We start from the raw sequence: 23,890 nt of genomic DNA, 5'->3' as shown, positions 1-23,890 counted from the left end.
GTTCCTACCTAAATGTATGAAGCCCTTTAAATCAATTATTTCTACTGGAAAGAAAGTAGCCGCCGGATTTTTTTTGGCTACGTTTATTCTCGTTAGTGTTGCGGGCCTGACTTATTATACCCTAAATCAATTAGAGGATTCCGTCAGACAGTTGGCACAGCCCAACAAAAAGTTGGAACTCCTGAATAACCTTCAATCTGAGATTTTTAGAATCACCCGTGTTGGAGGAGATAACCTAAGGACAGATGCCCGTGTCAATGACTCCACAATCGCTCAGCTTCAGATTAAGCTTGACCAGCTTGATACCTTGGCTGTCGATACCTTGGAAAAGCAAAGTGTTCAAATCATCAGAGATAATCTCGCTGTTCTGATCAATGGCTTTGTAGACTTGTATGAAGTCAAAAGGAATCTTGACACCCGGAATTTTTCTCAGGAAGCACTCAACAAGGTGGAAATTGGAATCCGCCGCCGTGCTCAAAATCTGGAATATAGGCCATTGAGGGAATTGAACCCTAAAAAATTTATATACAACGAACTTAAGGAACAAACTAACAGCCGTCAGGAGCTGAGGAAAGGGATTATTTCCAGAGACGAGGATCGTTTGATCACCTATCTGAAAAAACTGCGGGATGAGAATGCACAAAACTTCTTGCAATCCTCGCAAACTGAAAATTTGGACAGTGTATTGTATTCCTTGCGGGGAGTGATCAACAAGATTTACAAAGAGGAGACTTTCCAGCGACAAAAATTGGCCACTTTGGAAGCCTCACTTTCCCAAAAACAAAATGAAATTGGAATCACAATCCAAACGTTGATTGCAGATCTTCAATCCAAAGCGATTTTGGCATCGAATGAGCAAAGTGAACAGGCCTCGGGGCTCGTCTTCGATGTTACTTTTTTCTTGATTATCGTGGTAATTATTGCGGTTTTAGGAACCGCTTTTCTTGTACTCTCTATTCTGAAGGAAATCAACATCAACAAAACTTACCAGGAAGATTTAGAGGTATCCCGAAGGAAGTCGGATCAATTGGCGAAATCCAAACAGGAATTTTTGGCCAACATGAGCCATGAAATCCGTAATCCATTGCACGTAATTCAGGGTTACAGAGCGATTTTGGAAAAGTCATCCCTGGAATCAAATCAGCAGTCACATTTGAAAATGATCGGTTTTGCCTCCGATACCCTGATGGAGATAGTCGATGACATTCTTGATTTTTCAAAGTTGGAAGCAGGAAAGCTAAAGTTGGAAAAATACCCATTTGACCCATTGGAGCTTTTTGGGGCAATTCAGAGTTTCTTTGAGTTGACAGCAAAAGACAAAAAGCTGGAATTTTTATGGGATTTGGAACTGCCTGATGCGCAATGGCTAGTTGGTGATGCCTTAAGAATCAAACAGGTGATGAATAACCTCCTGAGCAATGCATTCAAATTTACTCAGGAAGGAAAAGTAGAAGTTGGTGTGAAATGGGCGGAAAATCAACTGGAGATCAGCATTCAGGATTCAGGTATCGGGATGAATCCGGAGGAGCTTGTCAAAGTTTTCCGGGAATTTGATCAGGCGGATGCTTCGATTTCCAGGAAATTTGGAGGAACTGGCTTGGGCTTGGCGATCGTTCAGCGCTTGGTTACCCTGATGGAAGGGGAACTCAATGCTGAAAGCGTCCCGGGTATCGGGACCACGATGAGGATCGTAATTCCTATGGAATTGAGCCCTGTCCAGATTATCCCGGAAATCCCCGCAGAAGGCAAATTCATTGACTTGTCAGGATTGAATATTATGGTAATCGATGATGATCGGGTTGGCCTGAAGTATTTGGAGACGGTATTGCGCTATTTCGGAGCCAATGTGATTTCTTTTCCGGGAGGTCGCTTTTTTAGGGATGATTTTGAACCAATAGCTTTGGATTTGGCCATGATCGATATACAGATGCCTGAATTTTCAGGATTTGATGTGGCAAAATCAATCCGGAATTTCCCCAAATTCCTAAAATTGCCGCTGTTGGCTATGACTGCAAATGTCTTTGTGGAGGAGAAAGAGCGACTGGTTGCAGAAGGCTTTGATGAATTGATTTTGAAGCCATTTCAGGAGAAAAAGCTTATTTCGGTTCTCGGTAATTTTTTCCCGGATCGTTTGAAGGTTGCCGATCAGGAGTTAGACCAAGTGGAAATTACTGCTGAAGTTGTTAACCTTTTCGATTTGGATAAATTTTGCATGGGAGATCAAGAATTACTGGCCGATATTATCCGTGATCTTATCCGCGAGACCGAGACAGATCTACAAAAAATCACACGGGCAAGACTGAATGATCGCTGGTCTGAAATCCTCGAAATCTGCCATCAATTAGGGAGTAGACTGGGCCAAATCAAAAGCCAAGCCGGACCTATTGCGCGCAAAATCGAAAACAACCTAAAACTTAACAACCAACAGGGCATTCAGGAAATGCTCAATCAGCTGGACGCAGAAACACGGGGAACCCTGCTGGCGCTGAAGGATAAAATTTCAGAAATGGTCTGAGATCACTCCAGGCCGTATTTTTCGATTTTGCTGTATAAGGTTTTCCGATCCATGTTCAAGATTCGTGCGGTTTTGGACTTATTAAACCGTGTGTCTTGAAGCACTTTTTGAATCAGTTCCTTCTCTTGCTCTTTCCATTGAGACTTATAGTCCGTAGCTGAAGCTGGTTGATTTATAGCAGAACCCCCGGTGTTGGAGGAGAAGGTTGCGCCGGATTGTGTGGATCGTTCCGGTAAGAATGCGGAATCATAAAGCTCCAGCGGTAAAGCCTCTTTTTCTATTTTTTCACCGGTGGAGAGCAGTACTGCCCGCTTGATGATGTTTCGAAGTTCACGGAGATTTCCGGGCCAGTCATAGTTGTAAAAAATATCCCAAACAGCCGGACTCAGACTCTTTATCGATTTTTGGAGTCGCTCATTGCTTTCTTTAAGAAAATCACCTACGAAATATTCTAAATCCGCTTTTCTGTTTCGCAGAGCAATGGCATGAAGTGTGAATTCATTCAGTCTATGATACAAATCTTCTCTGAAAATGCCCTCACCGGATTGGGAGATTAGATTTTCATTGGTGGCAGCAATGATTCGCACATCGATTTCTATTTCTTTGTTTCCACCGATTTTTCGGATTTTCCGCTCCTGAATAGCTCTTAGCAACTGAATCTGAACTTCATAGCTGAGATTCCCGATTTCGTCCAGAAAAATGGTGCCTCCGTTTGCGGATTCAAAATGTCCGGTTTTATTGTCCAATGCACCGGTGAAGGCTCCTTTGACATGGCCGAATAATTCACTTCCGGCTAGTTCTTTGGGCAAAGCCCCACAGTCAATGGCTACAAAAGGTCCTTCTTTTCGGTTCGAAAATTCATGAATCCGTTTTGAGATCAACTCCTTACCTGTACCTGTTTCGCCTAATACCAACACACTCAAATCCGTCGGTGCTACAAGTTGGATGTGTTTTTCCAGTTTTTGAGCTTCTTGTGATTCTCCAAGTACATAGGGATTGTGAGATTTTGGTTTGGAGATTTTATGCGGTCTTTCAGGTACGGTTTCGCTTTTTAATTCGGTTTTTTGAGCCAGAGACTCCTTGACGGTGGCTAGCAATTCATCCGGGTTGATGGGTTTGGTGATGTATTCAAATGCCCCGAGTTTCATGGCCTTGATGGCAATACGGATATCAGAATAATGGGTAATGAGAATAACTTGCAATTGTGGGAAGTTCGCCTTTGCCCATTGAAGAAGTTCCATGCCGGTACCGTCCGGTAATCTGAAGTCAGCGATGATCAGATCGTATTTTGCAGAATTAAGGATGTTCTGCGCCTCTTTTACTTTTACAGTGGTGGTGACCTCAAAATTATTTTTTTCCAAAAAAGTCTTTACAATTCTGGAATACGTCAGGTCGTCTTCAACTAATAGTATATGAGCCATCTCTAGTATTTTTTTAGCTTATCAAACAAAAAAAGCACCAGACTGGAGTCCGGTGCTTTTTAAATTAGGGGAATTAGCAACTTACTCTTTTATCTCGTTGCCCTCTGCATCATAGGTTTTCCAAAGTAAGTCTTCAGTTCCATTATCAAAAGCGACTTTGAAATGGACGACTCCGTCGACTTTTTTTACCTGCCATGCTTCAGCAAGAGTCAATTCTTTCAATGTATCATCACCTGCAATCGTAAGTTTTACGGGAGTTGGAAGTTCATCAGGTTTGATTTGAGTTTTTTCTTCCTGCAGCGTGATTTCCATTGGGTTTGAAATCACCTTGGCAATAGTTGGTGTTACAAAAGAAGCACCTGCTACCATCATAGCTGACATTAAAATGATCTTTTTCATGGTGTTATTTAATTTGGTTTAGTATAAAAATCAGAATTTGGATTCTGATTCCGGAAACTTGTTTTCCGATTCTGATGAGCTTACTGCTAAGGCTGTGCCAAGGCTTTTTTGGGGCAAGGAAAGCCCTTTTGTGGAAACTTGACTAAGGAATTTTGGGTAGTCAATCCCCTAGCTGGGGAGAATAGAACACATTTGTTCTTGCAACTGTCACTTAATTATCAATAAATAGCCTGCCATATATTATTCTTCACAACAGAACTTTTATTCAGGAATAAATCTTTTGAAAACACCTACCTTTGACACACCAAAAGAACATTCGCCTTTCTCCATGAGTGACGCCATCAAACATGAATGCGGAATTGCCATGATTCGGCTCCGTAAGCATCCTCAATATTACATCGACAAATACGGCACGAATGCTTTTGCAGCCAAGCGCATGTATGTGCTGATGCAAAAGCAGATCAACCGGGGTCAAGATGGTGCGGGGGTAGCCAACGTCAAAATAGACACCGAGCCGGGAACCCGATACATCAGTAGGTATCGATCTGTAGAAGCCTCAGCCGTTAATTTCATCTTCGATAAGATCAACGCAAAGTATAAAAAGGCCAAAAAGATCGGTGGTAAAAAGGTTCTTGAAGATGCTGAATGGCTCAAAAAAAACATTGCATTCACCGGAGAAGTTTGGCTTGGTCACCTTCGCTACGGAACACACGGGGAAAACAGCATCGAAACTTGTCACCCCTTTTTAAAACAAAATAACTGGAGAAGCCGAAACCTCGTCATGGCAGGCAACTTCAACATGACAAACAACGAGGAACTTTTTAGCAAACTCGTCCAACTGGGACAGCACCCGAAAGAAAAAACCGATACTGTCACCGTGATGGAAAAAGTCGGTCACTTTTTGGACGAAGAAAATCAGCGGATTTTCGATAAGTACAAACACCAATTCAGCAACGAGCAAATCACTCAACTGATTGAAGATGAATTGGATGTGGTCCGTATCCTGAAAAGATCCTGCCGAGATTTTGACGGTGGATACGCAATGGCGGGAATGGTCGGAAACGGTTCATCCTTTGTCGTTAGGGATCCCTCAGGTATTCGCCCCGCCTTTTATTATGCAGATGAGGAGATAGTGGTGGTTGCTTCGGAAAAGCCGGCGATTAAGTCCGCATTTAATATTGACTTCAAAGAAATTAAGGAAATTAAGCCCGGTCACGCCATTGTAATCAACAAAGACGGTTCGTACACCGAATCGCAGATTATGCCAGCGAGAGAGAAAAAATCCTGCTCATTTGAGCGTATTTACTTTTCAAGGGGGACGGACCCGGATATTTACCAAGAACGTAAAAATCTTGGGAAGGCCCTGATTCCCCAAATTCTCAAAGAGATCGATTTCGATCTGAAAAACACCGTTTTCTCATATATTCCAAATACGGCTGAGACCGCCTTTTTGGGAATGATTGAAGGATTGGAAGACTACCTTAGTGCAAAACGAAGAGAGGTGTTTCTGGAAGGAAAGCCCCACGTCGGAGATTTAGACGACCTGCTCAATTTCCGTCCGAGGGTAGAAAAATTGGTCAGCAAGGATGTAAAGCTGAGGACCTTCATCACTAATGATACAGATCGTGATGCCATGGTGGCCAATATTTATGACACCACCTATGAGGTGATCAAGCCGGGAGTAGATACACTTGTGGTGATAGATGACAGCATTGTAAGGGGTACTACCCTGGAGAAAAGCATCTTGACGACTTTGGATAAGTTAAACCCAAAACGAATTATCATTGTGTCCTCAGCACCGCAAATCCGCTTCCCGGATTGCTATGGAATAGATATGTCACGAATGAAGGACTTTATTGCTTTCCGTGCTGCCATTGGATTGCTTCGGGATCGGAAGATTGAACAAGTTCTTGATCGGGTCTACGATTCATGTGTGCAAAACCCGATGTCATCCGAAAACTTCGTGAAGGAGGTTTATGATGCTTTTACGGATGAAGAGATATCTGATAAAATCGCCGAAATTGTAACTACGCCTGAGATCAATGCTGTGGTTAAAGTGATATTTCAAACTGTCGACAACTTGCATAAATGTATTCCCAAACACCTGGGGGACTGGTATTTTACCGGAGATTACCCAACTACAGGGGGAACCCAAGTTGTAAATCGCGCTTTCGTGAATTACATGGAGGGAAAGACTGTCAGGGCTTATTAAAGTCTGAGTCTTGATTGGATCAGTTCGTATACCGGAACATTCAAAAAAGAAAATATGGAAAGGCGCAGAGAGCAATCTTTGCGCCTTTTTGCATTTATGGAAGAATGCTTTGAAGCCAAAAGGTTTAATTTGGAGCAGAAATGAATTCAAAGAAAAATGGAAATAAATGTCGCTTTATTAAAGCAAATCTGTGAGATCCCAGGAGCACCCGGATTTGAAAAAAGAGTAAGAGATCTGGTGATTGAATTAGTCACCCCACTGGCAGACGAAGTGAGTATTGATAACCTTGGGAGTGTGATAGCCATTAAACGGGGAACCCGGAATCCTGAAGGGAAGCGCGTTATGGTTGCTGCTCACTTGGATGAAATCGGGTTCATTATTACCCATATTGATGAGCAGGGATTTTTAAGATTTCACACATTGGGAGGATTTGACCCCAAAACATTAACTGCCCAGCGGGTGATTGTGCATGGAAAAAAGGACATGGTAGGCGTGATGGGAAGTAAACCTATTCATGTGATGTCAGTGGAGGAAAGAGCTAAACTCCCCAAGACCACAGATTTTTTCATCGATATGGGTATGTCTAAAGAAGAGGTGGAAAAGTATATTTCCATCGGCGATCCGGTCACCCGTGATCGGGAACTGATTGAAATGGGAGACTGTGTCAACTGTAAATCAATCGATAACCGTGTGGCTGTTTTCATTTTGATAGAGACATTGAAACTATTGGATAAGCCTGCCTATGATGTCTATGCCACTTTCACGGTGCAGGAAGAAGTGGGTATTCGCGGCGCAAATGTGGCAGCTCATAGCATCAACCCTGACTTTGGAATTGCTTTGGATACGACGATAGCCTTCGATGTTCCCGGAGCTGCAGCACATGAAAAGATCACCGAGCTAGGCAAAGGGACAGCAATCAAAATCATGGATGCCATGACCATCTGCGATTACCGAATGGTGGAATTCATGAAGCAAACGGCTGCAAAAGAAGCCATCTCATGGCAACCCGAAATTCTGACTGCCGGAGGGACAGATACTGCCGGTGTCCAGCGAATGGGGAAGCAAGGCGCGATCGCTGGAGCCATTTCCATCCCAACCCGCCACTTGCATCAGGTGATCGAAATGGCGCACAAAAAGGATATTGCAGATTCCATTGCTTTGCTCAAGGCATGTCTGGAGCAGATGGATGGGTATAACTGGACGCATTAAGTAATCCAAACTTCGAAATTCATCATTCTGCTTTCGGTGTTCGATATTTTAAGTTTTTGAATATCGAATATCGAATGATGAACATCGAATAATGAAGGTAAGAGACCAAAGCCCTAGGCTATAGCCTCACAGACCACTATTTTCCAAACTAAACTCCAAAATTCCATGAAATCCATCCTTCCTTTCTTCGCCATCCTTCTTTTCATTTCCTGCCAAAAAGCCGAAAAAGAAGATGTCTCGGCTGGGTCCGAATGGCAAGTACTTTTTAACGGGCAAGATCTAAACGGCTGGATTCCCAAAATCCACCATCACGAGTCAGGGGAGAATTACGCCAATACATTTAAAGTTATAGATGGTGCGATCGAGGTCAATTACGACGACTATGGAGCCTTTGAGGATCGATACGGACACCTGTTTTATGAGAAGCCGTTTTCATCTTTTCATTTGAAATGGGAATACCGATTTACAGATCAATGGCTGAAAGATGCGGCGAGCTATACCTACCGCAATTCAGGGGTTATGTTTCATTCCCAATCCCCAGCATCGATTTTGAAGGAACAAGATTGGCCGATTTCTGTCGAATATCAGATGCTTGCTGAGGAAAAAGAAGGAGTCGCCCGACCTACCGGCAATATGTGTTCTCCGGGAACTGATGTGGTTTATGAGGGTAAAATAGATGAAAGGCATTGTATCAATTCTACCTCGCCAACTTTCAAATGGGATGAATGGGTGAAAGCCGAATTGATCGTATATGGTGACTCCATTGTTCATCATTTAGTCAATGGAGATACGGTATTAACGTACCGCTCACCGCAAATCGGTGGAGGAGTGGCTAATCGATTTGATCCTGTGATCAAGGTAGACGGCACACCGCTGAAGTCCGGGTATATCGGTTTGCAAAGCGAAGGACAGGGTGTGATTTTTAAGGAGATTAAGATTAGGGAGTTTTAAGAAACCTTTGAGGTTTTTAATAACCTCGAAGGTTTGAAAAATTCAAAAGAGTAAGGAGAAATTTAAATTTCTCGTCTGCCTCTGTCCATCTTGGTATTGTAGTTCCAGATTTTAAAGAAATTCTCATAAGATAAAAGGGCATTTCAGACCTCGAAGTGTGGAGCTCTTCCACTAGTGGGAACTACTGAATGAAGTCTATTAGCCATTGAGAGGCGATTTTTCCCTTGGCATACATGTGGGATACTGTGAATCAAATAAATTTTTCACTTAACTAAAATAACCATGTCACATCATTCCCAAGTAAGTTGCGGTACCGCAACTTCATGTAAAGTAAAAACTGCCCGTGATGAATCGGTAGGATCCATCAAGGAGTTTATGATCAATATTCAATCCGGCAAAGTGGATTATATCGTTCTGAAGGTTGACGAAGGATTTTTGAACTTAGGTTCAAAGCTGCTGGCTTTGCCTTTTGAAGCTTTCGAATTCAACAATGCGCAGGAGGATATCATCATCGTCAAAGAATCAAAGGAAACATTGGAAAATGCGCCCGGATTCGATAATGATAATTGGCCAAGTGGTCCGCAGTCGGAGTTCCTTCACAGTATGCGTACCTTTTACAGCCAAGAAGATCGAAGTCTTCATGGTCGATATGATCATGAGAACGAATCCTTTTTTGCACAAGATGACCGATTTGACATGGAGTCAAAAAGCATCAAAAACCGTCAATTTGGAGATGGATTCTTAGAAACGGATCATCGGGGCGATAGACAATCTGACGTTCGCAGAGGTGGTCAGCCGCTTTTGTAGAATTAATAACCATTGGCAATAAAAAAGGCTAATCCGAAGTGGGTTAGCCTTTTTTCATTCCAATATTTGTGTACCCGTAAATTTGTACGTAGCAGGTGGAGGGCAGATTTGCTAAGCCATGGACCATAGACTATAGTCCATGGTCGAGGATCCGCAACTTACTGTGCCAATTTTCATACAATGTCCATCCTTGACGATACTCATTTAACAAATAACTCAATAACCACTATCCCAACTTCGCCAAACTCTCCTCCAAAGTCTTGATCTTCGCCTCGGCATCTGCCTGCTTTTTTCGCTCCATTTCCAAAACCTGAGCCGGGGCTCCGGCCACAAAGCGCTCGTTGCTTAGTTTTTTCATTACCGAAGCAAGGAAGCCCTGTGTGTATTCAATCTCCTTTTTCAGATTGGACTTTTCTTCTTCTACATTGATGGGATCACCCATAGGAATAAAGCATTCATCAGCTTTCACCACGAAACTCATTGCGTTATCCACCTTCTCGGCAAAATTCAAAGAAGACAAGTTGGCCAGCTTGGTCAATACCGATTCGAAGCCGGCATAGACGTCCGGGTTTTTGGTATTGACACTTAAGTCCAACGCTTCCTTGGGCGACATTCCCTTTGAGGCTCTCAGATTTCGCACTTGCGACACGACTTCAAAAACTTGAGCCGCTTCTTCGATAATCTTCTGATCAAAGGCTCTTGCCTCAGGCCAAGAAGCCAAAATCAAAGATTCAGCAACCGACCTCTCCTTAATCTGATGCCAAAGTTCCTCCGTAATGAACGGCATGAACGGATGGAGAATCTTCAGGATTTTTTCGAAAATCTCAATTGTCTTATCATAAGTAACCTGGTCGATCGGGTGCTGATAAGCCGGCTTGATCATCTCCAGATACCAGGAGCAGAAGTCATCCCACACCAATCTGTAAGTCGTCATCAAGGCATCAGAAATCCTGAATTTCTCGAAATGTTCGTTGATCTCGGTCAAGCCTTGGTTGAATCGGTTTTCAAACCATTCGAAGCTGGATGCATTTGAAGAACCTGACAGATTAGGATCGATTTCCCAACCTTTGACCAATCTGAAAGCATTCCAGATCTTGTTGGCAAAGTTTCTTCCCTGCTCGACCAGTTTGTCGTCGTATGGCAAATCATTTCCCGCAGGGGAGGAGAAAAGCATCCCTGTTCTCACACCATCTGCTCCATTTTGAGCGATAAGATCAAGTGGATCCGGTGAATTACCGAGCGATTTGGACATTTTCCGGCCCAATTTGTCCCGTACAATACCGGTGAGGTAGACGTTTTTAAAGGGCTTTTCACCCGTGTATTCATAACCCGCGATGATCATTCTTGCCACCCAGAAGAAAAGAATCTCCGGTGCTGTCACCAAATCATTTGTCGGGTAATAGTATTTCAGTTCCTCGTTTGGCTTTCCAGTCGTGAAGACATCTGTGTCGAAAACCGAAATCGGCCAAAGCCATGCGCTAAACCAAGTGTCCAAGACGTCTTCATCCTGTTTTAGGTCAGACAAGGAGTAACTCGTGCCGAATTGAGCATTCGCTTGATCCAAAGCTTCTTGAGCAGTTTTCGCGACCACGTACTCACCATTTGGAAGGTAATAGGCCGGAATCCGGTGTCCCCACCAAAGCTGACGCGAAATACACCAGTCTCGCACATTCTCCATCCATGAGCGGTACATGTTCTTGAATTTTGGAGGATAAAGTTTGATCACATCATCCATCACGGAGCTCAAAGCTGGCTTGGTGATGTCCTCCATCTTGAGGAACCACTGTAGCGAAAGCTTCGGTTCAATCACGGCATCTGTTCGCTCGGAGTGACCGACGTTGGATTTGTAGTCCTCGATTTTCTCGAGTTGATCGGCTTCTTTCAATCTCTTCCCGATCATCTTTCGGGCGACAAATCGATCTTCGCCGACAAGGATCTGTGCTTTTTCGTTTAGCGTTCCATTATCATTGAGGATATCTATGACTTCCAATTTATGCTTTACGCCAAGTTCATAGTCATTGATATCATGGGCAGGAGTCACTTTGAGGCAGCCTGTACCAAACTCCATATCCACGTATTCATCTTCGATGATCGGAATGGCACGGTTGATCAATGGGATGAGTGCTTTCTTTCCTTTGAGATGGATGAATCTCTGATCCTTTGGATTGATGCAGATCGCCACATCAGCCATGATGGTTTCAGGGCGGGTGGTAGCGATGGTCAGGAATTGATCTTCGGTACCCTCAATTTTATACTTGATGTAATAAAGTTTTGAGGGGATTTCCTTCATGATCACTTCATCGTCCGAAAGCGCGGTTTGGCCTTTCGGATCCCAGTTGACCATGCGGATACCACGATAGATTTTACCTTTTTTATGCAAATCCACAAAAACCGAAAGCACAGCATCGCTCAATCCCGGATCCATGGTGAAAGCCGTCCTATCCCAATCACAAGAGGCTCCCAATTTTTTCAGTTGCTCCAGGATGATTCCGCCATATTTTTCTTTCCATTCCCAGGCATATTTCAGGAATTCCTCACGGGAAATAGACTTTTTGTCGATCCCCATTTCCTTAAGCATGTTGACTACTTTCGCTTCAGTTGCGATAGAGGCGTGGTCAGTTCCCGGAACCCAAAGCGCATTTTTACCTTGCATTCGGGCGCGACGGATAAGAACGTCCTGTATGGTATTGTTCAGCATATGGCCCATGTGGAGCACGCCGGTGACGTTAGGAGGAGGAATGACGATGGTGTACGGTTCCTTGCTGTGATCCACTTTGGAGGAGAAAAGCTTGTGTTCCATCCAGTAAGCGTACCATTTGGCTTCGGCGGCTGCCGGTTCATATTTGCTGGCAATAGACATACTCAGGGGGGGTCGAAGGTGCAAAAATAGTGGAAAAAGGCCAAAAGGCCTTTATGGAATCGGAATGGGTGGAAAGAAAAAAGACCGACATTGTTGCCGGTCTTTAGTTTTAATATAAGTCTGGATTAGTTCCCTTTGTATTGATCCCAGTTCAATTCAGCTTGTGGATGAGGGAATTGTTTGAATATAGTCCCGCCGTCAAAGCTGGTCGGGATCTCATTTTGTCTGCCATACCTTCTGGTGTCAATCCATCGATGTCCCCAAGGCTCCGCCCATAGCGAATATCTTCTCTGATAGAGAATCTCATTGATCAGGGCAGCCTGTGTAGTTGCCCCAGTGTAAGGGCCAATTTTAGCGGCATTTCGGATAATATTGATGGCTTCCACCGCTTGCGCAACTTGATTTAAGTTGGCATGGGCTTCGGCTTTTAGCAAAATCAATTCCTCATTTCTGATAAATGGAATGGAAGTGATATTAGTAGCCCATCTGGCATCCTGATGTGTACCTACCAGAGCCCCTACATCCGTTGTCACAGTTACGGGGGTAGTTCTTCTGAAGAATTTGGATTTTACCCGCAAATCACCAGCCGTGGTATCTCTCAGTACCGAAGGATGTACCACGATGATGGTGTTTATCGCCGCATTTGGCAAATAAAATAAAGGGTTGAAAATATCCGGTGAAGCTCCGTAAGGGTGTGAAGGCCCTCTGTTCAGGTCTCCGTTCAAGTCCATAAAGGAGGCACTCAATGCTGTCAAAACCCCTTGCCAATCTTTGCGATAAGCATTGAGCCGGGCTGTGATGGCACGGTTTACCTGTCTTAATCCCGTATAGGTGTTAAATCCGTTAAATCCTCTTGTCAAAGCAAAAGGAAAGTTGCCGGAGCCTGCAGCTACCAAGTCTGCATCCCCTTCATCCAATATGCCTTTGATTGCGTCCAAAGCCTGTTCGTAGGGAACGAAAGGTCCCGGATTAAGCGGATTTGCCACGTCAATTCGGATTCCGTTTTCATAGACGAAATTGGCCGGAATCATAAACTGATAGCCCTTGATCGTTTTTGCAAAACCGCGAACAGCGCTTTTTGAAGTTTCAGGAATCAAAGAGGTATTGGCAGCTGAAGTAATCAAGACGTCCGCCTGCTTGATGGCTTGGTAAGGCAGGGCCCATGAACCCCCACCTGTGGTGCCAAACCCGAAATAGGCTCGATCCGGTACACGTCCATTTTGTCCTAACCAATCGGTTTGGAATCGTGGATCGGAGGCATTGAGGAACCAGATCTCTCGCCCGAAGGTATTCCATGCCTGAGAAATGTTGGTTACATAGCCTCTGTGTCTGGATTCCAGTCCAGTGATCAAAAACTGGATTTGCTGAGGTGTGGCATTGATTGATACAGAGGCTTCGGATGGGTTATTGGGATCTTTTACCTCGTCAAGTTGCAGCGGATTACAGCTGGTTAAAACTGCGGCGGTAATCAAGGCTGAAGCGAAATAGTTTCTTAGATTTTTCATGATTAAGCCGGTTTAGAAGTCAACAGTTAAGTGGAAAAACATCCTTCTTGGTGTTGGATATGGCGCAATATCTACGTTGTTGGCAATGGCTTGCGCCCCAAAAGTGGATGTTTCAGGGTCATAACCCTCATACTTTGTGAAAAGGAAAGCATTGTTTACTGAAGTTCCCATACGAATATTTGATACTGAGGAACCAAACCATTCTGAAATTGTGGTTTTGGGAAGGGTATAGTAAAGTCCGATTTCCCTTATTTTCACAAAACTTGCATCTTGTACCCATCGTCCTGCATTATTGAAAGGTGCAGGTGGTCTCTGACGCCCGTTGGGTATTCCATCTCCGTTGTCATCATCAAACCAACCTTTGGTAGTTCCCCCTCCATCATTAAGGAATGATGTCAGGTTGATGTTGTCCCCGCCTTTTTTCCAATCAACCAAGAAGGAAAGTTCAAGGCCCTTCATTATTCGGATACTATTGAAAAATGACATATTGAATTTTGTCTGTGCGTTACCCCAAAAAGTAAATCCTCCGGGATTACCTGGAACCGCTGGTGCTCCAACGATCGTGGTTGGAGAGTAGCCTTCAGCATAGAGGAAGGTTCCCAGTCCTGTTCCAAAAGCACCCGCTATGTAAGTTGGGATTCCTAGTCTAGTCATCAACAGTTCATTTTTCCAAAACATCACCCGGCTAAACCAACGGAAATTGGCCGTTTCGATCGGAGTTCCCGAGAGTGACAATTCAATTCCTCTGTTTTCCAATTCAGCCTCATTACTTGGAGTGGTATTCACACCGGTGGAGGGAGCGAGGTTAAGGTTTTGAATGTTGTTTTGAGTTGATTTGATGTAGTAGGTAGCCTCTAATGAAAGTCTATTGTTGAAGAAACCAGCATCTACCCCAAATTCAAGTTCTTTAGCTGTCTCGGGTAAGATCAGGGTGTTTCCGATTTGAGTACTCACTACAGAACCCAACAGGCCGCCAATATTTGTCCCTCCGAGAGGAGTAAATGTTGCACCAAAATTTACCGGACCGGCAGTCTCTCCATAGGCAATTCTTGGCTTCAATTGATTCATAAACCCTACATTCCAAAAGTCAAAGTTTGCGATGTTGAAGGCAACTGAGGCCCGTGGAAACGCATAGTATTGTTGTGGGTCTCCATTCAAAGTTGACTTATCCCATCGAATACCCAAAGTACCGATGATTTTGTCTTCCCAGTTTGCTTCCTGCTGTAGGAATATGCCTGCATCTTGAATTCTGCTATTGAATTCCTGATTGATTTCCTGAATTGCTGCCTGTTGCAAGTTCCGCTGACCCGGTACCAAGCCTCTGCCTCTGTTGAAGAGTGCGTTGTCAGCAAAATCCAATCTCACCAAACCAGCGGATGAATTCAGGTTTACGCTTCCTAGATTCCAGTTGTAAACCAATGCAGCCTGAAAATTGGTATTGAAGCTTTCCTGCTTTCCTTTGAATACATCACCGGGATTTGCCTGTGCTCTTTGAAACTGGAGAAATTCAGGTAAATAGACCAGAGAGGTGTTTTGCAAGTAATCCAAACCTCCCGAGAATTGAGCTTTTAGGAAGCTATTCTCAGTCTTCAATAGATCGATGTCCAATGTGAACGCTTGGATGAACCGGTTGACCAAGGTGTTGTTGACTCCATGGTCTGTCACAGCTACGGGATTTTCTGAGAAATAGGGATTGACTGGATAAGTTCCATCATCCTTTTTTCTCAAATCATAATAATTTGGAACGTAGGCAATTGAATACCCTATAGAAGCACCTGAATTATTCTGATTTCCGGTGAAGCCTCTGTCAGTATTTGATCGAATGTAGTTTGAAGATACGCCGATCTTAATTCTGTCTGTGATCTTATGATCGATGTTTGCACGGATAGAGTAGCGGTTGAAGCCGGTATTTTTCACAGTACCATCTTCGTCCGTGATGTTTCCTGAGACGAAGAATTTGGTCTTGTCAGTTCCTCCACTCACGTTGATTCGCGTGTTTAGCAAAGTTGCCTGATTGTTGTAGAAATAATCTTCATAATCAATGAAGGTCCCACTGGATTGAGCCGCTCTGAATCTTTCCAGTTCAATTGGTCTTCTGGATTCAGGGAAGAAGAAGTTGATTTTAGCCTCATTCCAATTATCCACTCCGAGTAGTCTGAGTGGCTGGGCAAAGCCTACATCCTGTGAAAGTGAAACAGTGGTTTTTCCTTCCTGACCTCTTTTTGTGGTGATGATGATAACCCCGGCATTTGCACGGGTTCCATAAATTGCGGCAGCAGAAGGGCCTTTTAGGATTTCAATGGTCTCGATGTCAGCAGGGTTGATGTCTGCCAGACGGTTAGAGCTGTCATCCTGGTTGCTACCACCTGCACCGGAGACAGTCGCCCGACCTGATCGTTGGGAAGCGTTGCTGATGTAGACTCCATCTACGATGATCAAGGGCTGGGAAGCTCCCGATAAGCTGGAAATTCCCCGCAGTTGAATGGAAATACCACCCCCGGGTGCACCGCCATTGGAGCGAATAGTTGCTCCCGGTACTTTTCCGTACAGCGCACCGTCGGTAGTTTGAATAGTAGTGGTTCCCGTCAAGTCCCTTGCAGAAACGGATGTAACGGCGTTGGCGAGGTTACTTCTTTTGACCGAAGTTGCGAGACCTGTCACCACTACTTCTTCCAAGTTGGTAGCGTCCTGCCTTAGTCTAATATTAAGAATACTTACTCCTGGAGCTACGTCCACACTTTGAGTAAGGAAACCAATGGAAGAGAAAATCAAAGTAGCCGGATCATTAGTCGGCAAGTTGATCGAAAATCTACCATCGAGGTCAGTGATCGTACCTGTGGTAGTCCCTTTTAGCAAAATGCTGGAGCCAATCAAGGCTTCTCCAGTCCGTTCGTCAACCACTGTTCCGGAGACTGTGTATTGGGCAAAAGCCCAACCTACAGACCCCCAAAGGAAAGCCAGTGTGAGGATTGTTTTGTAAAGTTTGAACATAGGATAAAGAATATTTGGTTTAGGACTAATTTCTTAAAAAAAATTCAATGAGCCATGCTTCATTGCGAAAAGTAGATTAAAAAATTATAAATGGAGTTTAGGCCTGATTAATTGTTTTTAAACCATTTCAAGAGAGATTGATTGAATATGGAGAATAATAGATGAAGTAGTTGAAGCTTTGTGATTTGAAATTCAATTCCCGGTAGGAATCAAAAAATCTAAATTTATAATTTTAAGAGATTAAGAAAAGACCGACATCGCTGCCGGTCTTTAGATCCGAGTGTCCAGTAATTATTTCTTAATAATCGGCAGTACAATCCTACTCAAGCTCTTTCCTCCATGATGAATCGAGTTGGTGGCGACTTTACCTTCGGTTTCATCATAGGTATTTCCGCCGGTATTCATATTGCGATCGAAGCGTGGGAAATTGGAGCTGCTGATTTCGATGCGGATTTTGTGACCCTTAGCGAAGTAGTTAGAGGTGCTCATGGGTGTCATTTTGACCTCATAAACTTTTCCGTTTTCCATCCAGACTTCTTTATCATATCCTTCACGATAGCGTACCCGTTGGATGGTTTCGTCCAGATTGTAAGCTTTTCCATCAGGATAGACATCGATCAGCTTGATGGTGACATCGGTGTCTTTCGCATCGGATGAAAGGTACAAGTAGGCATCTATGAAGCCCGAGACCTCGATTCCCTCCTCCAGGACATCCGAAGTATAGACCAAAATATCGTCTCGCAGTTCCATCTCGCTCTGATCAAATGAACCGCCCACAACGGCATTGCCGGTACAGCATACGTTGCCTCCATAGGACATCACCGGATTCATCGGATCGTATTTGAAGGTATCGGGGTTGTCTTTTTTAGGCTTTTTGGCAGTGAGTTTACCGTCTCCGTTCAGCGTATTTGCATTTCCTTTTGAGTCAAGGAACATATCAGTCATGACCGCATTGGCCGGAGGCCATACCTCGGATGTTTGCCACTTGTTGCTTCCCATGGTGTAATACTGGACGCGTGGCATTTTTTCCATGGTATCAGATTTTTCACCTTTCAGCCAAAGGTCAAACCAAGCCGTAATGATCTCGTCGTAATTCAGTCTTGCGTCACCGACATTAAGATCTCCGATCATGGTATTTTCAGTAGCTCGGGTGAACGAGCAATGCATCACAGGAGCGATGACTAAGTATTGATTGTCTCTGGCATGCTGCGAGACCGCATTTTGCCGTGCATGGTTGAACAAGGCGATGTTTGGCCCTGCAGATACGTCAAACCAGGAGACAAACCAAAAGCTTGGCTTGTCAAAGGGCATTTTGTCGTGATACAATCCTCCATTGAACCATTTGGGATCGTTGGGCTTTCGGGTGATCATTTCTTCGTAGATCCCCATCGGGCCTTTTTGATTTCTAATAATGTCCTGAATCGGCAGGTGGCTCAAGGCAGCCTTAGAGTCGATTCTAGGATATTCAGGAGACATATCATAGAAGCGCTGCAATCTCAACAAATCTTTCTGCTCAATCCCCTTGGCTAATCGAGGAGCCATTGGATCGTGCTGTACACTGTACAACCAATTCGTGAAAAGCATCTGTCCGGCACCACCGCGATACCAGTTACCCTGCTCCCAGAAGTCCCCGACTTTGCCCACGCCAGCTCCATAAGCCTGAGGAACCAACGCTCCCAAAGCCGGATGATCCAGGGAAGCGACCGCCATTTGCCACTCGGCAGTGGAGGAGCAGCCCAAAAGGCCTATTTTTCCATTACTCCAGGATTGCTTGGCCATCCAGTCAAAGGCGTCGTTGCCATCGGTCAGGGGGACCCCCAAGATATCCCAGTCTCCTTCGGAAAAATAACGGCCACGTTCGTTTTGGACGACATAGGCGTAGCCTTTTTTGACCCATTCCAGAGCAGATTGCATGGTGCGGGTATTCATTTCACCGTCTCCCCAAGTGTTGAAGTTGTAGGGCGTGCGGGAAAAGACAATGGGGTACTTGCCATCGCCTTTCGGACGATAGATGTCTGTGGCCAGTCTTATCCCATCGCGCATGGGCATCATGACTTTTTGGTCGACAATGGCAACTTCTTCAAGCTGAACCAGAATTGGTTTTTCCTGCGAGAATGCTTTTGGAGAGGTCGCCAAAAGAAATACAGCGAGTAAGATTTTAAAATATGTCTTCATTTGGGTTGGATTTAGAATTTCAAGATAAGAAGTCTGACTTAGTTTGGTGCTTGTTTTTTACGAAAGGTTTTGGCCTGCCGCAACTTGCTTCTTTTTTTAACTGTAGAGACCGCAGAGACAGCAAAGTGTCAAAAAGGAAAATGACTGGGATTCATTCCTCCTCACCGGATTTAACTGAGTCGCTGTCGCTCCGGCAGAGGGCGCAAAGATTCCGGATTTAAGCGTTAATCTGACTTACCGCTTACTCATCACCACTTACAGCCCTCTGTTTCTCATGCATCGGTCATCGGACATCGGACACCGGTCATCTGTTCCACCTGCAATTCGGAAAATGAGATTTTAAAAACCATTTGGCAATTCGATTTTTCATTTCCCACAATCGGGTTAAATTTGCACCCCTACTAATTTTTGAACATGAGCGACAGCCCCATTCCCATCCTGAGTACTTGGGTGGAAGTACCTAAAAATTCCGATTTCTCGATTTATAATCTACCCTTTGGTGTTTTCAAGAATAAAAAGCTCAGTTCCAGAATTGGGATCGCCATTGGAGATAAGATTGTCGACCTGAGTGTGTTGGATCAGGAAGGTTTTTTTGCAAATATGTTTTTGCCGGAAGGTATTTTCATCAAAGATTCGCTCAATGAGCTGATTGCATTGGGCAAAGTTCAGACAAAAAAAATCCGTGAACGGGTGCAAAGTTTGCTTCTGGCTGACAATGGTGAGCTCCGTGATCACTCAGCACGTGGAAAAGTAATGGTCACCAGAAAAGAGGCAGAAATGCTCCTTCCGGTGAAAATCGGTGATTACACGGATTTTTACAGCAGTATCGAACATGCCACCAATGTGGGTAAAATGTTCCGCGATCCTGAAAATGCCCTGTTGCCAAACTGGAGACACCTTCCTGTAGGTTATCATGGCCGGGCTTCCTCCATTGTGGTTTCAGGTACGCCAATCCATCGTCCAAAAGGTCAATTCAAAGACCCGGATATGGATGTTCCGGCATTTGGGCCGAGTAAGAGGCTGGATTTTGAGCTTGAATTGGCTTTCATCACAGGCAAGCAGACCAAGTTGGGAGATTCGATATCCACAGAGGAGGCAGAGGAATACATTTTTGGTTTTGTGCTGTTCAATGACTGGTCGGCCCGGGACATTCAGGCATGGGAATATGTGCCTTTGGGCCCATTTCTGGGGAAAAGCTTTGGTTCTTCGATCTCTGCATGGGTAGTGACCATAGAGGCGCTGGAGCCATTTAAGTTAGCCGGTCCGGTTCAAGAACCAGAAGTGTTGCCATACCTGAAAAGTGAAAAAAAACACAGCTTCGATATCAATCTTGAGGTCCTGATTCAGCCAGAAGGTAAAAAGCCTTCTAGAATTTGCACTTCAAATTTCAGACACATGTATTGGAATGTGGCGCAGCAACTTGCACATCACACCTCCAATGGATGCAATATCAACGTGGGGGACATGATGGCCTCGGGTACAATTTCAGGTCCTACCGCCGATTCCTTCGGTTCAATGCTTGAGCTAAGCTGGAAAGGAACCCAACCTGTAAAACTTGAAGACGGGGAGGAGCGAAGGTTTATCGAAGATGGTGATACGGTGATTATGAAAGGCTTTGCGGAAAAAGATGGAATCCGTGTAGGATTTGGTGAAGTGACCGGGCAGATTTTGCCGGTGAAGTAAGTTTCTCTTTGAAAAATTATAAAAATCCACTGATAAATAATGTCAGTGGATTTTTCTTTGATTTCAGTAGCTTTTTATCTTTTTTAATCCTTACTTTTAGGCAACATGTTGACAGGCAATTATTTGCGAATTAGTTTCGTGCTAATGTTCTTAGGTTCCCGAAAAGTTTAGCTTTTAAATTCTAACCGGGATTGAAGTTTCAAGTCTAAGCTCCGTTTTTTTGGGTGGAGCGTATTTTATGTTTCTCACTTTTCTTAATCCAAAATGTTATGGCTAAAATCAGAAGCCTTTCCATTACAACGCCCCTTTTATTCGCTGCACCTTTCAAAAGCGAATGGGCCCAGACTCCAATAGACATCAATACCCCGCTGAGCGCAGGTGGCTGGGAAGATGCAGGAAGTCTTAAGTTTTCCAGAGGATTCGTCCTTGCAAAAAATGATGCGAAATTCTTATATCTCGCATTGGATGTCGTTGATGACTTAGGAAATGACACCGGAACCAACGACTATTTCTGGCTCAGTTTTGACAAAAACCGGGACCGGGCCATTACCGCAAACCAGGATGTGAACTATGGGCTCTATCCCGGTCAACCCAATAAGCTAGGGAGGCAATATTACCTGGGGCCGGGTACTTGGACGGCCTTATTGCCTGATCCTTCGCTTAGTGAAGTGAGGCAGGAGTTTGGTTCAAGCGAGAATTCCTCTGCTTCCCACAGGATCTGGAAATTCAAAATTGACCTTCAGGAAATCAATGTGGCACTTTCATGGCCGCTAAGTACCCCCTTTACGTATTTCGGATTTCGGGTAAGGTCATCCAATCCTGCCTTTACCACCGATTTTCCGGGAGACTTTTACAAGGATTTTACCAAATTGAGGCAATTGGTATTTTCAAGAAAACCGGTTATTTCCCCTTCACTGTTAGGGCCTTTGATCGGCAGTGTGGGGCTGATTCCGACAACAAAAATCGACACCACAGGCAGGGCGACTACTGATCCCGGATATTTTATCGCTGTTCAAAATGCAGCCTTTGGAGGCACTTTAAACTTGATAGGAAACCGGATGAAAACCCAGCAACTTTGGAATGACGGGATCAAAAAGTATAAAGTGGAGATTACCCCTCCCGGAGGAAGTGCTCAAAAGTTGATTTCCAATTGGTCCAACTACCGGTGGACGGGAAGCACCTATGCCTTGGAATCCTTTGCGGCTTCCTCACTTGGGTTTTATGAGTTGGCAAATCCAAGTATCGACTATTCAATCGATGATTTGCTGATCCAGTTTCCAACTTCGGCACTATTGCCCGGATTGTATCAGATCAAGGTGATATTCTATAAAAGGGTAGGACCATTGGATGTGGCAGTGGATAATCAGACCATCGGCTTATTTATAGACAATCACGTGCCTGCGGTCAATATAGACAGCATTAAGCATGGTGCCAACGAGGTGTCTGCCTGTGCGATAGAGACAATAGGAGCAGCACCTGACGGACTGAAATTCAAAATCACTGCGAATGATCCGGAAGGAAATCTTCTGGCAGCAAACTTCTATGCTACCTATGGTGCAGGTCTGGCAGTGGGGATTTACAGTGAAAATTACACTCCTGCCCTTGGGCATTGGATGGGCTTCAGTGGAAAAACAATTCCTGCATCAGGCAATTGGAGGCCTCCCCAGTCCTGTGCATACAGTTTTATTATCGTTGCCTCTGCCCGAACGACCAATGGCTACGGATACATTGGGCAAAACTCAACCCACCGAAACCTAACTTTATTATTGAGTTGAGTTGATCTGGTTCTTTTGGAAAATACCACCTGGGTGATACTTGGGTGGTATTTTTTGTTTTTGGAAGGGGATTAAAAAATCAACATTTTTTAAAGTTGATCCTCAGAAAAGGGGATAGTTTGTACCAAAATTTAGGTTTTGGGACTTGCTTTTAGAAAAGTCAATAACCTAAGTTTAATTCTGGATAATCCTTAACCTTTCATTTTATGAAAAATCAAACTACCCCTTCCAAAATTAAAGTTTCCTTCTCCTGGTCCGGAGGCAAAGACAGTGCATTTGCTCTTTGGAAGATTCAAAATGACAGCATTTTCGAAGTCAGGAGGCTGCATACTACATTTGGGGAAGAGACAAGGCGGGTAGGTTTGCATGGGATCCATGAGGATCTAATTATGGCGCAAGCTGATTCATTAGGGTTGCCGCTGGATAAGATTTTCTACCCGGCAATTGGAGATAATCAGGCCTACGAAAAAGCCATGAACAAATACCTTGATGTTCTGGAAAGCGAAGGAATCCGGCATATTGCTTTCGGAGATATTTTTTTGGAGGATCTTCGAAAGTATCGGGAGGAAAAATTAGCCGGGAGGGGATTCCATGCCATTTTTCCTCTTTGGAAAATGGACACCACGGTTTTGGCAAATGATTTTATTAAGGCAGGATTCAAAACGTTGATCTGTGCTGCCATTGCGGATTTGATTTCAAAAGAGAAAATAGGGATGGATTTTTCTAAAGAGTTTTTGGAATCCTTGCCGGAAGGTGTTGATCCCTGCGGAGAAAACGGAGAGTTTCATAGTTTTTGCTATGCAGGACCGATTTTTGAAAAAGCTTTGGAACTCGAGGCGGGGGGAATTTTAAGCAAATCCTACGACATCCCCCTGGCTACCGGTGCTGTGGATAAAAAGCATTATTGGTTTGCCGCTATCCATTCACTTGGCAGCAAATCACATTGATTTTCAGGATCTCACTTTTTTCTTCCATTCCTCAAATAATGCCTTCAGTTCTTGCGCTTTTTCAGGGAATTTAAGGCTGACATTTTGGATTTCGGAAGGATCTTTTTCAAGGTCATAAAGTTCCCAATCTGCATCTTTTCCATGTTTGACGAGCTTCCAGTTTCCTTTTCGTACAGCCCTTCCTACCGCCCATTCCCAGAAGAGTGGCTTTTCACGAATCGATTTATCACCCCGGATGGCGGGTAGAAGACTTTCGCCTTCTGCCGGCAGAACGGATTTCCCATTCAGTTCAAGTGGATAATTCGCTCCTGCGAGCTCGGCAATTGTCGGAAGAATGTCGATCAAATGAGCAGGATAATGATTGAGCGGAGTTTGATTTCTCAAACCCTTGGGCCAGGAGATGATCAAGGAGGTTTTGATTCCCCCTTCAAAGGAATAAT

General features: G+C 44.2%; 15 protein-coding genes. 8 read left to right on the top strand and 7 right to left on the bottom strand.

From position 1 onward, the window contains the following. Positions 1–16: 16 nt before the first annotated feature. Positions 17–2,515 carry an ATP-binding response regulator gene (locus tag BLQ81_RS15435; protein ID WP_092731681.1) on the top strand — a complete coding sequence of 833 codons (2,499 nt, stop codon included), beginning with the start codon at positions 17–19 and terminating at the stop codon, positions 2,513–2,515. 2 nt (positions 2,516–2,517) lie between these two features. Here BLQ81_RS15435 and BLQ81_RS15430 read toward each other — a convergent pair whose 3' ends face one another. Then, positions 2,518–3,936, bottom strand: a complete 1,419-nt coding sequence (locus BLQ81_RS15430) for a sigma-54-dependent transcriptional regulator (protein WP_092731678.1) — start codon at positions 3,934–3,936, stop codon at positions 2,518–2,520. Positions 3,937–4,017: 81 nt separating this feature from the next. After that, on the bottom strand, positions 4,018–4,335 hold the full coding sequence (locus BLQ81_RS15425; RefSeq protein WP_092731673.1) for a hypothetical protein: 318 nt from the start codon (positions 4,333–4,335) through the stop codon (positions 4,018–4,020). Positions 4,336–4,663: 328 nt separating this feature from the next. Here BLQ81_RS15425 and BLQ81_RS15420 point away from each other — a divergent pair, with 328 nt between their 5' ends. The 4 genes from BLQ81_RS15420 to BLQ81_RS15405 all read left to right on the top strand — a co-directional run bounded on the left by BLQ81_RS15420 (position 4,664) and on the right by BLQ81_RS15405 (position 9,514). Continuing rightward, on the top strand, positions 4,664–6,547 hold the full coding sequence (locus BLQ81_RS15420; RefSeq protein ID WP_092731670.1) for an amidophosphoribosyltransferase: 1,884 nt from the start codon (positions 4,664–4,666) through the stop codon (positions 6,545–6,547). A 156-nt stretch (positions 6,548–6,703) separates the two neighbouring features. Continuing rightward, a complete protein-coding gene (locus BLQ81_RS15415; protein WP_092731667.1) occupies positions 6,704–7,756 on the top strand; it encodes a M42 family metallopeptidase in 1,053 nt (350 codons plus the stop codon). 165 nt (positions 7,757–7,921) lie between these two features. Beyond that, a complete protein-coding gene (locus BLQ81_RS15410; protein WP_092731664.1) occupies positions 7,922–8,707 on the top strand; it encodes a 3-keto-disaccharide hydrolase in 786 nt (261 codons plus the stop codon). A 282-nt stretch (positions 8,708–8,989) separates the two neighbouring features. Then, on the top strand, positions 8,990–9,514 hold the full coding sequence (locus tag BLQ81_RS15405) for a PRC-barrel domain-containing protein (RefSeq protein WP_092731661.1): 525 nt from the start codon (positions 8,990–8,992) through the stop codon (positions 9,512–9,514). Between the two features lie 226 nt (positions 9,515–9,740). Here the strand turns inward: BLQ81_RS15405 and BLQ81_RS15400 are convergent, their stop codons facing one another. The 4 genes from BLQ81_RS15400 to BLQ81_RS15385 all read right to left on the bottom strand — a co-directional run bounded on the left by BLQ81_RS15400 (position 9,741) and on the right by BLQ81_RS15385 (position 19,045). Continuing rightward, on the bottom strand, positions 9,741–12,374 hold the full coding sequence (locus BLQ81_RS15400; RefSeq protein ID WP_092731658.1) for a valine--tRNA ligase: 2,634 nt from the start codon (positions 12,372–12,374) through the stop codon (positions 9,741–9,743). Between the two features lie 125 nt (positions 12,375–12,499). Then, a complete protein-coding gene (locus BLQ81_RS15395) occupies positions 12,500–13,879 on the bottom strand; it encodes a RagB/SusD family nutrient uptake outer membrane protein (protein ID WP_092731655.1) in 1,380 nt (459 codons plus the stop codon). 12 nt (positions 13,880–13,891) lie between these two features. Beyond that, positions 13,892–16,870 (bottom strand): SusC/RagA family TonB-linked outer membrane protein, encoded by a 2,979-nt coding sequence (locus BLQ81_RS15390; protein ID WP_092731652.1) that lies wholly within the window; start codon positions 16,868–16,870, stop codon positions 13,892–13,894. A 291-nt stretch (positions 16,871–17,161) separates the two neighbouring features. Beyond that, on the bottom strand, positions 17,162–19,045 hold the full coding sequence (locus BLQ81_RS15385) for a CocE/NonD family hydrolase (protein ID WP_092731649.1): 1,884 nt from the start codon (positions 19,043–19,045) through the stop codon (positions 17,162–17,164). A 414-nt stretch (positions 19,046–19,459) separates the two neighbouring features. Here BLQ81_RS15385 and fahA point away from each other — a divergent pair, with 414 nt between their 5' ends. From fahA to BLQ81_RS15370, 3 genes are all read left to right on the top strand, one after another. Further along, on the top strand, positions 19,460–20,728 hold the full coding sequence (gene fahA / locus BLQ81_RS15380) for a fumarylacetoacetase (protein ID WP_175454244.1): 1,269 nt from the start codon (positions 19,460–19,462) through the stop codon (positions 20,726–20,728). Positions 20,729–20,997: 269 nt separating this feature from the next. Then, entirely contained in the window at positions 20,998–22,503 is a 1,506-nt protein-coding gene (locus BLQ81_RS15375; protein ID WP_092731646.1) for a hypothetical protein, read from the top strand. Between the two features lie 206 nt (positions 22,504–22,709). Then, positions 22,710–23,450: a Dph6-related ATP pyrophosphatase gene (locus BLQ81_RS15370; RefSeq protein WP_092731643.1), complete on the top strand. Its 741-nt coding sequence runs from the start codon at positions 22,710–22,712 to the stop codon at positions 23,448–23,450. A gap of 3 nt (positions 23,451–23,453) precedes the next feature. On the opposite strand, the gene BLQ81_RS15365 is transcribed toward BLQ81_RS15370, so the two are convergent. Further along, the gene (locus BLQ81_RS15365) at positions 23,454–23,858 is read right to left on the bottom strand and encodes a sulfatase family protein (protein ID WP_175454243.1); all 405 of its coding nucleotides are present in this window, start codon (positions 23,856–23,858) and stop codon (positions 23,454–23,456) included. Positions 23,859–23,890: the final 32 nt, after the last annotated feature.

Origin of the sequence: Algoriphagus alkaliphilus, assembly GCF_900103735.1 — a bacterium.
Taxonomy (GTDB): Bacteria; Bacteroidota; Bacteroidia; order Cytophagales; family Cyclobacteriaceae; genus Algoriphagus; species Algoriphagus alkaliphilus.
Note: the sequence above shows the minus strand (reverse complement) of the source record. Positions and strands in the feature narration are given on the sequence as shown.